Origin of the sequence: Terrabacter sp. RAF57 (assembly GCF_052113925.1) — a bacterium.
In the GTDB taxonomy this organism is placed as follows: Bacteria; Actinomycetota; Actinomycetes; order Actinomycetales; family Dermatophilaceae; genus Terrabacter.
This window is the reverse complement of sequence record NZ_JBFRDT010000003.1, coordinates 240,912-254,294: the sequence shown is the minus strand read 5'-3', so window position 1 is coordinate 254,294 and position 13,383 is coordinate 240,912. Positions and strand designations below refer to the sequence as shown.

17 protein-coding genes are annotated in these 13,383 nt (G+C 70.0%); 4 read left to right on the top strand and 13 right to left on the bottom strand.

The annotated features are described in order from the left end of the window. Window positions 1-6: 6 nt before the first annotated feature. The 5 genes from AB4Y83_RS06185 to AB4Y83_RS06165 form a co-directional block, all read right to left on the bottom strand. The gene (locus AB4Y83_RS06185; RefSeq protein ID WP_442296309.1) at window positions 7-576 is read right to left on the bottom strand and encodes a hypothetical protein; all 570 of its coding nucleotides are present in this window, start codon (window positions 574-576) and stop codon (window positions 7-9) included. Between the two features lie 19 nt (window positions 577-595). Next, window positions 596-961: a VOC family protein gene (locus AB4Y83_RS06180; protein WP_442273558.1), complete on the bottom strand. Its 366-nt coding sequence runs from the start codon at window positions 959-961 to the stop codon at window positions 596-598. Window positions 962-1,045: 84 nt separating this feature from the next. Then, entirely contained in the window at window positions 1,046-1,846 is an 801-nt protein-coding gene (locus AB4Y83_RS06175; protein ID WP_442296308.1) for an SURF1 family cytochrome oxidase biogenesis protein, read from the bottom strand. A gap of 157 nt (window positions 1,847-2,003) precedes the next feature. Continuing rightward, on the bottom strand, window positions 2,004-3,341 hold the full coding sequence (locus AB4Y83_RS06170; RefSeq protein WP_442296307.1) for an MFS transporter: 1,338 nt from the start codon (window positions 3,339-3,341) through the stop codon (window positions 2,004-2,006). After that, the gene (locus AB4Y83_RS06165; RefSeq protein ID WP_442273555.1) at window positions 3,338-4,012 is read right to left on the bottom strand and encodes a winged helix-turn-helix domain-containing protein; all 675 of its coding nucleotides are present in this window, start codon (window positions 4,010-4,012) and stop codon (window positions 3,338-3,340) included. Before AB4Y83_RS06165 ends, AB4Y83_RS06170 begins: the two co-directional genes overlap by 4 nt. Before the next feature lie 225 nt (window positions 4,013-4,237). Here AB4Y83_RS06165 and AB4Y83_RS06160 point away from each other — a divergent pair, with 225 nt between their 5' ends. The 4 genes from AB4Y83_RS06160 (at window position 4,238) to AB4Y83_RS06145 (ending at window position 7,601) form a co-directional block, all read left to right on the top strand. Further along, window positions 4,238-4,792, top strand: a complete 555-nt coding sequence (locus AB4Y83_RS06160) for a hypothetical protein (RefSeq protein ID WP_442296306.1) — start codon at window positions 4,238-4,240, stop codon at window positions 4,790-4,792. A gap of 201 nt (window positions 4,793-4,993) precedes the next feature. After that, window positions 4,994-5,350: a nuclear transport factor 2 family protein gene (locus tag AB4Y83_RS06155; RefSeq protein WP_442273553.1), complete on the top strand. Its 357-nt coding sequence runs from the start codon at window positions 4,994-4,996 to the stop codon at window positions 5,348-5,350. Between the two features lie 221 nt (window positions 5,351-5,571). Then, complete coding sequence (moaA, locus tag AB4Y83_RS06150) at window positions 5,572-6,594, top strand: GTP 3',8-cyclase MoaA (RefSeq protein ID WP_056827012.1); 1,023 nt, start codon at window positions 5,572-5,574, stop codon at window positions 6,592-6,594. A 92-nt stretch (window positions 6,595-6,686) separates the two neighbouring features. Further along, complete coding sequence (locus AB4Y83_RS06145) at window positions 6,687-7,601, top strand: class I SAM-dependent methyltransferase (RefSeq protein WP_442296305.1); 915 nt, start codon at window positions 6,687-6,689, stop codon at window positions 7,599-7,601. Window positions 7,602-7,604: 3 nt separating this feature from the next. On the opposite strand, the gene AB4Y83_RS06140 is transcribed toward AB4Y83_RS06145, so the two are convergent. From AB4Y83_RS06140 to AB4Y83_RS06105, 8 genes are all read right to left on the bottom strand, one after another. Next, window positions 7,605-8,036: a VOC family protein gene (locus tag AB4Y83_RS06140; protein WP_442296304.1), complete on the bottom strand. Its 432-nt coding sequence runs from the start codon at window positions 8,034-8,036 to the stop codon at window positions 7,605-7,607. Then, window positions 8,036-8,251 carry a hypothetical protein gene (locus AB4Y83_RS06135; protein WP_442296303.1) on the bottom strand — a complete coding sequence of 72 codons (216 nt, stop codon included), beginning with the start codon at window positions 8,249-8,251 and terminating at the stop codon, window positions 8,036-8,038. The genes AB4Y83_RS06140 and AB4Y83_RS06135 overlap by 1 nt, the downstream gene beginning before the upstream one ends. Next, window positions 8,248-9,438, bottom strand: coding sequence for a hypothetical protein (locus tag AB4Y83_RS06130; protein WP_442273549.1), 1,191 nt, complete (start codon window positions 9,436-9,438; stop codon window positions 8,248-8,250). The genes AB4Y83_RS06135 and AB4Y83_RS06130 overlap by 4 nt, the downstream gene beginning before the upstream one ends. Then, entirely contained in the window at window positions 9,435-10,649 is a 1,215-nt protein-coding gene (locus tag AB4Y83_RS06125) for an MBOAT family O-acyltransferase (protein ID WP_442273548.1), read from the bottom strand. The genes AB4Y83_RS06130 and AB4Y83_RS06125 overlap by 4 nt, the downstream gene beginning before the upstream one ends. After that, the gene (locus AB4Y83_RS06120) at window positions 10,642-12,300 is read right to left on the bottom strand and encodes an HAD-IIIC family phosphatase (RefSeq protein WP_442296302.1); all 1,659 of its coding nucleotides are present in this window, start codon (window positions 12,298-12,300) and stop codon (window positions 10,642-10,644) included. Before AB4Y83_RS06120 ends, AB4Y83_RS06125 begins: the two co-directional genes overlap by 8 nt. A 25-nt stretch (window positions 12,301-12,325) precedes the next feature. Next, the gene (locus tag AB4Y83_RS06115; protein ID WP_442273546.1) at window positions 12,326-12,562 is read right to left on the bottom strand and encodes an acyl carrier protein; all 237 of its coding nucleotides are present in this window, start codon (window positions 12,560-12,562) and stop codon (window positions 12,326-12,328) included. A gap of 231 nt (window positions 12,563-12,793) precedes the next feature. Further along, a complete protein-coding gene (locus AB4Y83_RS06110; RefSeq protein ID WP_442273545.1) occupies window positions 12,794-13,042 on the bottom strand; it encodes a hypothetical protein in 249 nt (82 codons plus the stop codon). Next, window positions 13,039-13,329 carry a DUF3099 domain-containing protein gene (locus AB4Y83_RS06105; RefSeq protein ID WP_056757006.1) on the bottom strand — a complete coding sequence of 97 codons (291 nt, stop codon included), beginning with the start codon at window positions 13,327-13,329 and terminating at the stop codon, window positions 13,039-13,041. Before AB4Y83_RS06105 ends, AB4Y83_RS06110 begins: the two co-directional genes overlap by 4 nt. Between the last annotated feature and the right edge of the window lie 54 nt (window positions 13,330-13,383).

Genomic DNA, 13,383 nt, shown 5'->3' with positions numbered 1-13,383 from the left:
GTCGGCTCAGGCGCGGTCGCGCGCCAGCCGCTCCTCGAGTCCGACGGCGAGACCGGCCACGGTGACGAGGTCCACGAGGCCGCCGAGGCTTCGGGCCAGCCGCCGGTGACGCACCGGGCCGAGTCGGAGCCGCAGGTGGACCCGCGTCCGGTCGCCGTCGGTCCGCTGCAGCCGGAGGCACCACGTCAGGTCGGTGCGGCCTCGGGTGGAGGCGAAGAGCAGGTGTGAGGCCGGTTCGAGCTCGACGACCGTGAAGGTCGCGTCGGCACCGCCCCAGTCGGGGATGACGTCGCCGACCGCGAGCGTCTGGAGGGMTGGGTCGAGGTGACGGAGAGCCCGGCGTGACCGCGGGACGGCTCGCTCGACGGTCCGCGGGAGGTACCAGCCGGCGCGCCGCTTGCCGAGCTGGAGAAGCCACGGCCAGACCCGCTCGGGCGGGCCCGACACGGTGAAGGCCCGGTCCATGACGACGTCGGCAGGCCCGAGGAGGTCGCCGGGCAGCTGGGCCCGCCGCTCGGCGACGGTCGGGCGGGCGAGCAGCCGGAGGTGGTCGGGCGCGGAGTCGCCCGTGGTCATCGTCGTGCCGCGGGGCCGCTCATCGCGAGAGCTGCTGGAGCGCCCACGTGTTGCCGTCCGGGTCGCTGAGGTGTGCGTACTTGACGCCCCCCATGTCCTGGACCTCTGAGACGTCGACCCCGTTGCCGGTCAGCATCTCCCGCGCCTCGTCGATGTCATCCACGACGAGGTGCAGGTTCTGCACGCGCGGCGCGTCAGGCGCGCTCATCCCGACGCCGATGACGATCGAGCAGCTCGACCCCGGCGGCGTCAGCTGCACGACGCGCATGCCGTTGCCCGGCTCGACGTCGTGGTCGAGGACGAAGCCCATGCCCTCGGCGTAGAACGCCAGGCTCGCCTCGACGTCGGTGGTCGGGAGGGGGACGAGTTCCAGGCGCATGTCCATGCGTGGCTCCTCTGCAGGTGTGACGGCGTGCTCGGACGTCGACCTTCTCATCCGGGAGGGGTCCGCGCGGGGGAGGGCTCGTCCTCAGGCGTCTTCCTCGTCCCAGATGCGCACCTTCCTCGGCTTGACCGGAGCCGCGTCGGGTCCGGCCGACTCGGCGCGCCGGGTCGCAGCCTCCCGCCGGATGGCGAAGAAGATGAAGACGACCCCGCCGGGCATGAAGAGCCACCACTGGTAGGCATACGCCTGGTGGGGACCCAGGTCCTCCTCGGGGCGAGGCAGCAGACGCAGCGGGTGCTCGCCCGCGGCTGGGGTCGGCACCTGCGCGCCGAGGACGACGTACGCGTCCACCGGGCTCAGCGACGGCACCTGCGTCCGCGCGTCGGCGATGTTGATGCTCGCCATCTGGGGCCGAGGCAGGTCGCGGCCGAGGCTCACTTCGCCGGTGCGCAGCCACCCGGTGATCTGCACCGGGCCGGAGGGCGGCGGGTCGACGGGGGGACTGGTCTCGGCGTCATCCGCGTTGGGCACCCAGCCCCGGTCGACGAGGAGCGTCAGGTCGCCCGTCTGCATCGGCGTCAGCACCTCGAAACCCACTGTTGCCTCGAGCGTCCGGTTGCGGACGAGCAGGTCGGCGCCGGTGGCATACGTGCCCGTCAGCATGACCCGGGTCCACTGCTGCTCCGCCGGGATCGGCGTCTCGACCATGGGAGGAGCGAAGGGGACCGGTGCGGCGCCATAGTTGCGGGCGATGGCATCGACCTTGGTCCGCTGCTCGACATGGCGGTGCCACTGCCACAGGCCGAGGTAGAAGCAGGCGACCCCGAAGAGGACCGCGACGAGGGTCCAGAGCAGCCAGCGCCGCGTCAGCCAGAGTCGAAGCACGGATCGACGGTACCCGGCCCAGGGGCGGACCCGAGTACCGGCCCGTCGCTGCCCTGCGGTGACGTCACGTGGCCGCCTCCCCGGTCCGCAGAGTGTCGCCAGGAGGGCCAACGGGCACGTCGACGGTGTCACGCGTCCGGTCGCCGGAGTCTGGCGCTCAGCGCGAGGGTTCTGGATGCCGGCCGATCGCCCGGCTGATCTCGTCGACGACCTCCTGGTCCGGCAGCGGCGCGGTGACGGTGGGCGGGTTCGCCAGGACCGTGCCCGCAACGACGTCCGGGTCCGTGGGCGCCTCGGAACCCGCAGTCGTGGTCAGCCGGCCCCGCAACGTGAGGGCGAGGTACCCGGCGGCGACGAACGTGCCAAGGGTCATCAGCGCGAAGATGGTGCGGTAGTCCAGCAGCGTCACGAGCACGGCACCCGTCGCGATCGAGAGGGCCTGTGGGGTGGTGGTCAGCACCTCCACCGACGTGCTCACCCGCCCCATCAGCCGGCCTGGGGTGCGCTTCTGGAGCAAGGTGTTGAACGCGACGATGACCAGCGGGAGACCGGCACCGAGGACCGCGACGGTCACCATGAGCTCCCAGGTCTGGTGCGCCGCCACGACCCCGGCGAGGCCCAGGGAGGTGACCAGCAGACCGACGATCACGGTGGCCGGCTCGCCGAACCGTCGGACGATCCTGCTGGCCACGAGTCCGGCGGCGACCGCGCCGGCCCCTTGCACGGTGAGCAGCGGGCCCACGAAGGTGACCGGCTTGTCGAAGGCCTCCACGACGGCGTACACCGCGGACTCGGCGAACCCGATCACCAGCAGCGCCAGGGCCAGCGCGAGCGTCGTGTGCAGGAGCACCGGGGTCCGGCGGATGAAGGTCGCCCCCTCGACGACCTCCGCGCGCCAGTGCTGCGGCTGTCCTGCCGGCTCGGGCCGGTCGCCCGCCCGGAGCCCGGCGATGGCCACGGCCGCGCACAGGAAGGTGGCCGCGTCGACCATCGCCACCGCCCCGCCCCCGACGAACGCGAAGGTGGCGGCTCCCAGCAGCGGACCGACCAGACGCAGCGCCTCGCGGGTCACGCTCAGCGAGGCGTTCGCCTCCACCAGCACGTCCTCGGCGAGCATCTCCTTGAGCAGGCCGTTGAGTGCGGCGGGCACCACGACGAAGGAGGTGCCGTAGCAGAAGGCGACGGCGTACACGATCCACACGTCGCCGGCGTCGTGCACCAGGAGCAGCGGCAGCATCATCGCGGCCGACGCGACGTTGGCGACCACCAGGAACGTGCGCCGGGCGACCCGGTCCACGATGTACCCGAACAGCGGTGCCAGCAAGGCGGGGGCCGTCATCCACAGGAAGGTCAGCCCGGCTGCTCCGTTCGAGCCGGTGAGGGTCTTCACCCACATGCTCAGCACGATCAGCATCAGCGAGTCGCCGAACATGCTGGCGGTCAGACCGGCGAAGAGCCGGCCGAACCCGGGTGTGCGGAAGGTGGTCCGGATCATCGCGTGGTCTCCTCACTCGAGTGGGTGTGTGCGGTGGTGCGGGACGGTTCGGGCGGCGTGGCGCCGTCGGCCGGGACCGGCCGGAGACGGTGCGGGCCGCTCGGCACCAGCCAGCCGACCAGGGACACCAACCGGGCGTCGTCGGGTCGGTGCTCGGGATGGCCGGACCGCTCGAGGTGCCGCTGCAGCAGGTCGCTGAGCTCCCGCTTGAGCCCCTGCGCCTCCTCGGCCGTCAGCCAGAGCTGGGACTGCACCAGCCCGGTGGCCTCGCGCCAGGGCGCCGGCTCGCTGTCTCGGGCCGCGCGGGCCGCCCGGAAGCGCTGCAGCTCCCGCTCGAGGACCATGTCGGTGAGGGCGTCCGCGGCCATCCGGTCCGTGGGGTCGGGGTCCGTCACGCCCTCCACGTCGTCGCCCCACTCGAGCCCGTCGCTGACCGCCTGCCAGGGCCGGTTGCGGCCGGTGCCGCCGCGGGCCTCGCGGACGAAGCCGTGCTCGGCGAGCTTGCGCAGGTGCCAGGAGCAGTTGGACGGCGACTCCGAGAGCAGCGCCGCCGCCTGGCTGGCAGTGAGCGGCCCCTCGGTGACCAGGGCGCCCAGCAGAGCCATCCGAAGGGGGTGGGCGAGCGCTTTCAGGGCGTCGGCGTCGGTGACGCGGCGGCGGGTCGGTGGCATGTGATGAAACTACTCTTTCGAAAGGCGTCTTTCAATACTTTCCTTTCGATGAGTTCTCGGCGTGTTCACGTCTGAGCGCCCGCTCCTAGTCAGAGAGGTCGGCGGATGACCTCGACCCGGCCGAGACCGAGCTCGGACGCGCAGCTCACCGATGCCGCGCCGTGGATCGAGGCCCGTCGTCAGAGGCGCGCGGGTAGGCTGGCACGACGAGCTGAAGGAGCGGTCATGAACCTTCAAGGCAGGCTGCGGCGCTTGATTCCGCACCAGTCCGACGACAGCAGATCAGAGGCCGAGGTGGCCCTGGACATGGCCAGGTACAAGTACTTGCTCCGAGTCTCGACGCCGCAGGTGTTCGACCTCGTCCACGCCGAGGTGTTCGCTCAGCTCCCCGTCGCCACGCGTGAAGCGGTGTACCGGCGCCTGTGTCGTGACGTGCCCGAAGAGCACCGGCCGACGAGCGCTGACCCGGAAGAGCTGGCCCGCGCCGCCGCCCGCGCGCAGGACGACGACCCGGTGTACCTGCTGCGAGTTCTCCGACGGCCGGGCGGAGCACCTGGACGCGCGCCCGAGCCCGCGGGCAAGCATCGTGCGGACACCACCACGTATGGTGCTTCCGTGCTCGAAGCCGCGGCGCGAACGGCCGCTGCGTCCCCGGCCGCTGCGGAGGCGCTGCTCGGGTTTGACACGTCGCTGGAGGCTGCGCAGATCAACCCGACACACTCCGTCCCTCGGCTGACAGGCGGGGACCACAGCGCGCCACGTGCGGACTGGCAGCCGTAGCACCAGCCGGTGCTGTTCAGCGGACGACCGACGTGACACGAGCACATCGCCGCCTCTCGTCCGTCGCGATCGCACGCGCGACGATCGGTACGTGGTCAGGCACCCCCAGATGGATTCGGGCGCAGCGGACTGTGGCGGAGCAGCAGTAGCCGGAGCACACTGAGTGGGCCCTTCCATCATTTCCCGAAGCAGGGAGCCCGGATGTCGACCGACGACACGAGCCAGACGATGTCCGCCTACTTCACAGCCCTCGGTACGGGCCGCTTCCAGCAGTTCTTCACCGACGACGTCACGTGGACCACGATTCAGAGCGGCGCGGTAGTCCGCGGTGCTGAGTGCGTGGAAGAGGCCATCAACGGGTTGCACGCTCACATGCCGGATCTGAGCACACGTCGACTGGTGTCCGCCCAGGGCGTCGCCTACCTCGAAGGAACGTGCGCCGGCACCGACGGCGGGGAACGCATTCCCTTCTGCGTCGCCTACGACCTGTCGGCGGATCGGATCGACGCGATGCGCGCCTATGGAAACATCGCCTCGCTCATGCCCCCGTCGCCGTAGCAGAGCTCCACCAGGACTCAGGGACGCTGGGCCATGACGGCAGCGGCGCCGTTGGTCTCGGGCTGACGCACCGTGCAGTCCGCGACGAGTCCGCAGGAGGTCCGGCCCCGTCGTCCTGACCAACAAGCCAGACGTCACATCACCGCAGTTCAGAGGCGTGGGGCAACATCGGCATCACCAGCAGACCGGGTCGCAGCGCTACCCGGCCTAGAGTGGAGCACATGACCCGCCTTCCCGACCCGAGCGTCCGACCGGCAGGGCTGGCCGACCAGTTCGGGCGCCGGGCCCGCGACCTGCGCGTGTCGGTCACCGACCGCTGCAACCTGCGCTGCACCTACTGCATGCCCGCCGAGGGCCTGCCGTGGATGCCCAAGACCGAGATGCTGACGGACGAGGAGATGCTGCGGGTCATCGGCGTCTTCGTGCGCGACGGCATCACGCAGGTCCGCCTCACCGGTGGCGAGCCGCTCCTGCGCCGATCGCTCGTCGAGCTCGTCGCCGGCATCGCGGCCCTCGAGCCGCGTCCCAAGATCGCGATGACGACGAACGGCGTCGGCCTCGAGCGCGTCGCCATCGGGCTCAAGGAGGCCGGCCTCGACCGGGTCAACGTCAGCCTCGACACCATCGACTCCGAGACCTTCACGCAGCTGACCCGTCGCGACCGCCTCGCCGACGTCGAGGCGGGCCTCAAGGCCGCGTCGGACGCCGGCCTGACGCCGGTCAAGGTCAACGCGGTCGCGATGCGCGGCATCAACGACGAGTCGGTCGCCGACGTGCTCGCGTGGTGCCTCGAGCGCGGCTACGAGCTGCGCTTCATCGAGCAGATGCCGCTCGACGCCCAGCACGCCTGGGACCGCACGCAGATGATCTCCGCCGACGAGATCCGCGAGCGCCTGTCGCAGCGCTGGGAGCTGACGCCCCTGCCGGCCGCCGACCGGGGGAGTGCCCCCGCCGAGCGGTTCCTCGTCGACGGCGGCCCCGAGACCGTCGGGATCATCGCCAGCGTCAGTGCGCCGTTCTGCGCGGCCTGCGACCGGACGCGGCTCACCGCCGACGGACAGGTGCGCAACTGCCTCTTCTCCACAACCGAGACCGACCTGCGTGGGCCCCTGCGTGAGGGCGCGACCGACGACGAGCTGCTCGGCCTGATCCGGGGGGAGATGTGGCGCAAGCGCCGCGGCCACGGGATCGGCGACCCGGACTTCGTCCAGCCCGACCGACCCATGTCCGCCATCGGCGGCTGACGGGACCTGCTCCGGTCCCCGTTATGGGCGTGGCACGTGGAGCGGTCGCGTCGGCCCCGATTTCGAGCCGGACGACGCTAGCGTGACCGTCCATGAGTGACTCACAACAGCTGGTCAGCAAGCTCGTCGACAGCGTCATCGACCAGTTCCCCGTCCACCGGGGCTTCCTCGAGCAGGCGGTCGAGGGAGCCACCGAGGACGAGCGCGACCGCCTCGGCAGCTACCTTCACTTCTGCCTGTCCAAGGGTTTGTCGCTCGAGTACCTCGCCGAGAGCTACCTGACGATCCTCGGGGACACCCTCGACGAGCAGGAGTACTTCCGCCGGCACGGGCACTACCGACACTCGACGTTCGCCGACGTGGCCGAGTCGGTCTACCACGACCGTGACTACATGGACCGCTACATGTACGGCCTGGCCATCACCACGTTCCTCTGGCCCAACCACGTCGAGATGTCGCGCTTCCTGCGGCGGTCGCTGCCCCGCGACCGTGGCGGCCGCTACCTGGAGGTGGGTCCGGGCCACGGGTTCCTGCTCATGGCCGCCATCGAGACCGGGTCCTTCGACGACTTCCTGGGTGTCGACCTGTCGCCCGCGAGCGTCGAGCAGACCCGGACGATCGTCGAACACTTCCACCCCGACGCCCCGGTGCGCGTCGAGCTGCGCGACTTCCTCACCGCCGACGACCTCGCGCCGTCGTCCTTCGACGCAGTCGTCATGGGTGAGGTGCTCGAGCACGTCGAGCAGCCCGAGGTGTTCCTCCGGCGGATCGCGGACCTTGCGAAACCGGGAGCGTTCGTCTTCGTCACGACGTGCGTCAACGCGCCGGCGGTCGACCACATCTACCTGTGGCGCACGACGGACGAGCTCGAGTCGATGATCTCCGACAGCGGGCTCTCGATCGTCGAGCCGCTGCGGCTGCCCTACGAGGGCAAGACCCTCGATCAGTCCCGCGACGAGCAGCTGCCGATCAACGTGGCGTACGTCCTGGCCAAGGCGGGCGCCTGACCGTCACCGCTTGGCGCCCATGAGCTCGACGACGAGACCGGTCCGGCGCTGGACGAAGGAGATGGTGGCATCGAACGTCACGGCATACGTCGGCGGGACGAGCAGCAGCGCGTCGTTGTCGAGCTCGCGGGCGAGTGAGGCGTCGAGGTCCTCGACCCAGAAGCACAGGTGGTCGAGACCCCCACCGCGCTGGAGCCGTGAGGTGACCGGCGAGTCCGCGCCCTCGAGCGGGGACACGAGCTCGATGTCGACCCCCTCGGGAAGCCGGATCAGTGCGCAGATGACGCCGAGGGTCGGGTCGTCCGTCGGGCCGACGACGAGCCGGCCCCCGGCCTCCTCGAAGCGTCTGATCGCACCCTTCATCGCGGCGACGACATAGCCGACGTGGTGCAGTCGCGGCGTCGGGTCGAGGCCCTGTGAGACGTCGCGCTCCATCAGTAGCCGCCGTAGACGAAGCGGATCGCGTTGCTCGAGGCCCACGCCACGACGACGAGCACGGCGGCGATGCCGAGTCCGATCGCCAGCTCGACGGCCAGTCGGCTCGCGAGCCGGGTAGCGCGGCCGCTACCCCCGGTGGGTACGGCGGTCTCGGAGCCACCGTCGTCCACCGGGTCAGTGTCCGGCGCCTCGGGGGTCGGGGTGTCGCTCATGGTGCCTCACAGTCTGCCTGCCGGCCCGTGGAGCGCAGCAGCGCGCACAGGTCGGTGCTGAGGACGGCAGCCTCGTTGCGGCCGTCATAGACGTGGACGATGTCGCGGTACTTCGTCGGCGGCACCCGGTCCTGGAGTCCCTGCGGGTCGAAGCGCACGCGGCTCGTGGTCTGCCCGGCCGTCGCCGCGGCGAGCTGGGCACGGAGCTGATCGACGTAGCCACGGGCGTCGGGCTGTGCGTAGACCGTCGGGTTGATGCCGTGGACGTAGAAGTACGTCGGGACGCCGGCCGTGCGCACCATCTCGAACATCTGCTGGAGGGCGGCGGTGTTCAGTGACGACCGTGACACCACTTCGCGCTCGATGGTGTTGAGCTGGATGCTCGCGAGATCCTTCGTCGGTCGGCTGGAGGCGAAGCGCGAGGCCCAGAAGTCCACGGGCCGGCGTTCCGCGAGTGCGGCGAGCCCGGTGGCGCGTGACTTCGGTGTCTGGACGACGTCGAGGAACGAGAGCGTGGAGGTCTGCTCCGTCAGGTCGAGGCCCCACTCGAAGCGGTCGCCGACCAATGGCGGGCTGGCGGCGGACAGCACGCGCCACCCGACGTCACCGGGGCTGAGGAAGGACGCTGCGAGAACCCATCGCGACGGGGGCCAGAGGCTGCCCCGGGCGAGTGCGCCGTCGAGGTAGTCCCACTGCTGCGGTGCGAGATCGTTGAGCACCCAGACGGGGTTGAGGCTGATGACCACGAGGTCGGGCTTGCTCGCGAGAGCCGACGACAGCGCGCTGACCTCATCGACGAGCCTGATCGCGTCGAGGTAGTAGAGGTCGGTCGAGACGACCTTGCCGTCGACGCGCCCCATGCGTTCGCTGACCAGTCCCGGAATGAAGGCGCGGGTCTTGGGCCCGACCGCCTGGGTCTCCGAACCGCCGATCCAGGCCACCTTGAAGTTCTTGCCCTTCGGCGTCGGATCGAAGCCGCGGGGGTCACCGAACGCCAGGGACACGTTGCGCACCTGCCGGGTCGCGAGAGCCTGGTCGTCCCGCTGTCCGGGGCGGGGCTCGACGACGATGCCGGCGACGACGAGGGCGGCGACGGCGAACGCCGCGATGCGCACGATCGACCAGCGGGTCACGTCGAAGCCGACCCGGTCGTGCAGGAACGCGAGCAGACGGTCGGCGAGGATCACAGCAACCTCCCGTAGAAGTCGCCCAGAGACCCGAGCTCGACCATGAGCAGGGGCAGGCTGAGCAGGTAGAAGACGAAGAGCAGGACGTTGGCACCCGCCCGGCGTGCCAGGCCGCGATGGTCGGGTACTGGGTGGCGGGCCACCCACCAACGATGACCGATGAGCCCCGCGGAGTGGTAGAGGCCGAAGATGACGAGGGGGATGGTGAGGTCGTGCCACAGGGCGATGACCATCATCGTCGCGACGATGGCGACGTACTGGGTCCGCGCGCGCATTCCCCCGAGCGGCACGAAGACGTTGCGTTGGGCGAACCTCGTCACGCTCATGTGCCAGGCATTCCAGAACGCCTGGGGGTTCGTCTTGAGGTAGGGGTTGTTGAAGTTGGGGGCGAGCCGGAAGCCGAAGATGCGGGCCGACCCGATGGCCATGTCGGAGAAGCCGGAGAAGTTGAAGTAGAAGTAGAAGGCGAACATCACGAGCTCGAGCCAGTAGTCGAGTGGCGAGCCGCTGCGCGTGGAGAGGGAGAAGACGTCCTGGCTACCGCGCAGGAGGTAGGCGAGGACGAAGACCTTGAGCGCGCCGATGCCGATGGTGAGGATCCCGCTCAGGGTGTCGTTCGGGTCCCACCGGGCCCGCTCGTCGAGGCGCCGGTCGATCTCGGTGTACTCGATGACGGGACCGATGATGAGCACGGTGGGGAAGAAGCCGTACGCGAGCTGGTGGAGCGGCCGCAGTGGCGGCACGATCTCGAGGCGCACCTTGACGATCTGGTCGATGGCCCGGAACGTGGCGAAGCTGAGCCCGATGGGCAGGATGAGGTCGCGGACCCGATCGACGGCTCCGACCCATGGGCTGAGCCCGTCGACGAGCCCGTTCATACCGACGTTGAACTCGACCACCGCCCATTCGGGGCGCAACTTCCACACGACGAGCGGGGCCAGGGTCAGCAGGACGAGCGTGGTCGTGAGGACCCAGCTCGACGGGCGGTCGCGCCATCGGGTCGCGGCGAGCTGCAGGACGTAGACGCCGAGCCAGAAGAGGACGTAGAAGGCGAGCAGCCGCGGCGCGATGAGGTAGAGGAGGTAGGCGCCCGCCAGGCCGAGCAGGAGACGGCGTGCCCATGCCCACGGCAGCAGGAAGTAGAGCGGGACCGCCACCACCATGAGGACCAGCAGGTCCGAGAAGTAGGCGAAGGGATCCCCGTCAAGCATCTCGCAACACCACAACGTGCTCGGGCGCCACTGACAACGGCAGCGATACCTCGTAGAGGCCCTCGCCCGTAGCCGTGAAGCCGCGGTCGGGGTAGAAGGCGGCGACCTGGCCGTTCTTTGGGGTCGGACGGTAGGACCCGCGCAGCTTCGACGCCCCCGCCGTCACCGCGTCGTCGCCGATGCACTGGAGGATGGCGTCCTCCACGCCCCGACGCAGGACGCGACAACTCATGAGCAGCGTCTCGATCTCCCAGACGTCGATGCCGCAATCAACCACGGCGACGGCGACGAGGCCGTAGCCGCCGAAACGGTCGGTCACTTCGGCGGCATACACCCGGTGGGCCTGCGAGGTCACGAGCGCGGCTACCGCGGCTTCGTCGCGGCGCACGGTCGTGAGGTTGAACTGGTTCGTCTTGTTGATGAGCTGGGTGACGCGACCGACGTGCGCGGGCCCCGGCTCGAAGACGTGGACGCTGATCCCGAGAGAGGCGAGGAAGTCGGCGTGCGACGGCGCGCCCGCGGCCGCGGCACGCCGATCGCTCTCGCCCTTCATCATCTGGGTGCGAACGCGGTCCTCGCCGGAGACGCGTGCGAAGCGGAAAGCGGTGAGTCGTCGGGTGATCTCGGCCACCTCCTCCGGCTCGTCGCTGACCTTGACGAGGTCGACATGCGGCAAGCGCTGGCGTACCTCGTCGAGCTCGACGTCGTTGTCGTCGATGAAGACGAAACTGTCGACGCCGAGGCCTAGCTCGTCGGCGATGGCGCTGAGGTTGTCGGCCTTGCTGTTCCAGTCAACCCGCTGTGCCGCGAGGTGCTCCGAGCTGAGAACCATGTCGCCGCCACGGCGGGCGAAGATCTCCTCGATGTCCGCGGCGTTGTTCTTGCTGACCAGGGCGATGAGCGCGCCGTGGGCGGCCTGGTAGACCAGACCTTGCTGGAACGCGCGGTAGCCGCTGCCCGGGAAGCTGTCGCCGATGACGACGCCGTCGGGTCCGTCCTCGCCGACGATGCCCAGCCACAGCGTGTTGTCGGCGTCGACGGCCAGCACCTTCGGGGTCGGGCGACCGAGCGAGCCCAGGGCCTCGCCGAGGAGAGTGCCGAGCGCCTGCGCGAACGGGCGCGTGAGCGGCTGGTGGTACATCAGGTCGTTGCGGGAGTCGTAGGCGCGCTCGGTCCCGTGCAGCTGAAGCAGGGCGGCGAGGTCGACGAGGGTGACAGGCGCCTGGCCGATGCCCTCCACGAACGCCTGGACGAGCTGGCCGTGCAGGACGGCGAGCCGCACGCTGCTCCGGGCGTCCAGCGGGTCCAGCCACACGAACGTCGGCGTCGGCGGTGTGCACGCCACGACCGGTATGCCGTGTGTGGCGGCCGCCTGCCCGACGAGCAGTCCCAGCTGGCGGACGTCCTCACGCAGCCCCACGGGGTCGGACTCGCGCACGACCCAGTCGACGAGCGCCGGTCCGAAGACGTCCTCGATGCGCCAGCACACGACGAGCTGGTCGGGCGGCTGCTCGAAGCTGGACTCGACGTCGAGGAGCGACTGGTGCACCTGGTTGAAGTCGGCCAGGCACACCTCGGACCCTGCTGGTGCGGCGGCGAGCAGCGGCGCGACCAGCAGGTGCGGGGTGAAGCTCGCGATGATGCCGATCATGGTGGGCTCGCCCGTCGCCGGTGACTCAGATGTCCTCGACGCCCTTGCTGCGCAAGACGTTCCGCGCGAGGCCGATGGAGCGCATCTTCATGATCTCGGAGGTCTTGAGCCGGACGTCAAAGGCGTCCTCGAGAAGGACGACCATCTCCATCGCGGCGAGAGAGTCCCACGTGGGCGTGTTGGACGGACTCGTCTCGTCGCTGAGCTGAGACACGGGGAGGTTCAGCCCCTTGGAGAAGACGTCCAGCAGTCGATCCGACATGTGCGAGCTCCTCGGTCGGGCAGCGTTTCGGCGCAACTTACCATCGGGGGATCACGGAGGCCGGATAGACGGTTCGTGTGTTGCCCTGCCTCGACGCGCGCCCGCGTGGTGGACGGCGACGCCCGCGACGGAGGCTTGGAACGCCTCGGAGACCGGGACCGGCGGGACGCTTGGTCCTGCAGGGCAGCCTGGACCCCCCCGCACTGACCCGCTCCGGGGAGGACGCGGCACTCAGCCGTCGGCGTCGGTGAGGGCCTCGACGGGGACGACCTCGATGAGGAAGCCCCGCAGCGCCACGAAGTCAGCGAGCGACTTCTCGTGGTCGTCGCAGGCCAGCCACACCTTGCGTCGGTTCGCGGCGTGCAGCTTCGGGTTGTTCCAGATGACCGCGTGAACGCCCGTCGCACGGCAGCCCTTGGCGCTGCAGACGTGCTCGACGTCAGCGTCGCCCGTGGGCGACAGGGAGAGCGGACCGCTCACTGCTCGAGGCGCTGCGTGTCGTCGCGGGGCACGACCGACTGGATGCTGCCCGGCTGGCGCGGGCTCACGGCATTCGCGAGCACGACGGCGACGTAGGGGATGAAGACCGCGGCCAGGATGGCGGTCCAGCGCAGCCAGCCCGAGGTGACGAAGACCAGGCCGAAGCACACGATGCGGATGCCCATCATCGTGAGGTAGCGGCGGACGCGCTGGTCCTGGTCGTCCGTCGTGGAGGTCGACGCCGAGGTGACGGAGTAGACGACCGGTTCGTTCTTGGCTCTTGGCACCCTTCAACCATAAGCCCGTCCCACGCCCGCGGCACCGTGCTGTCTACCGTTCGG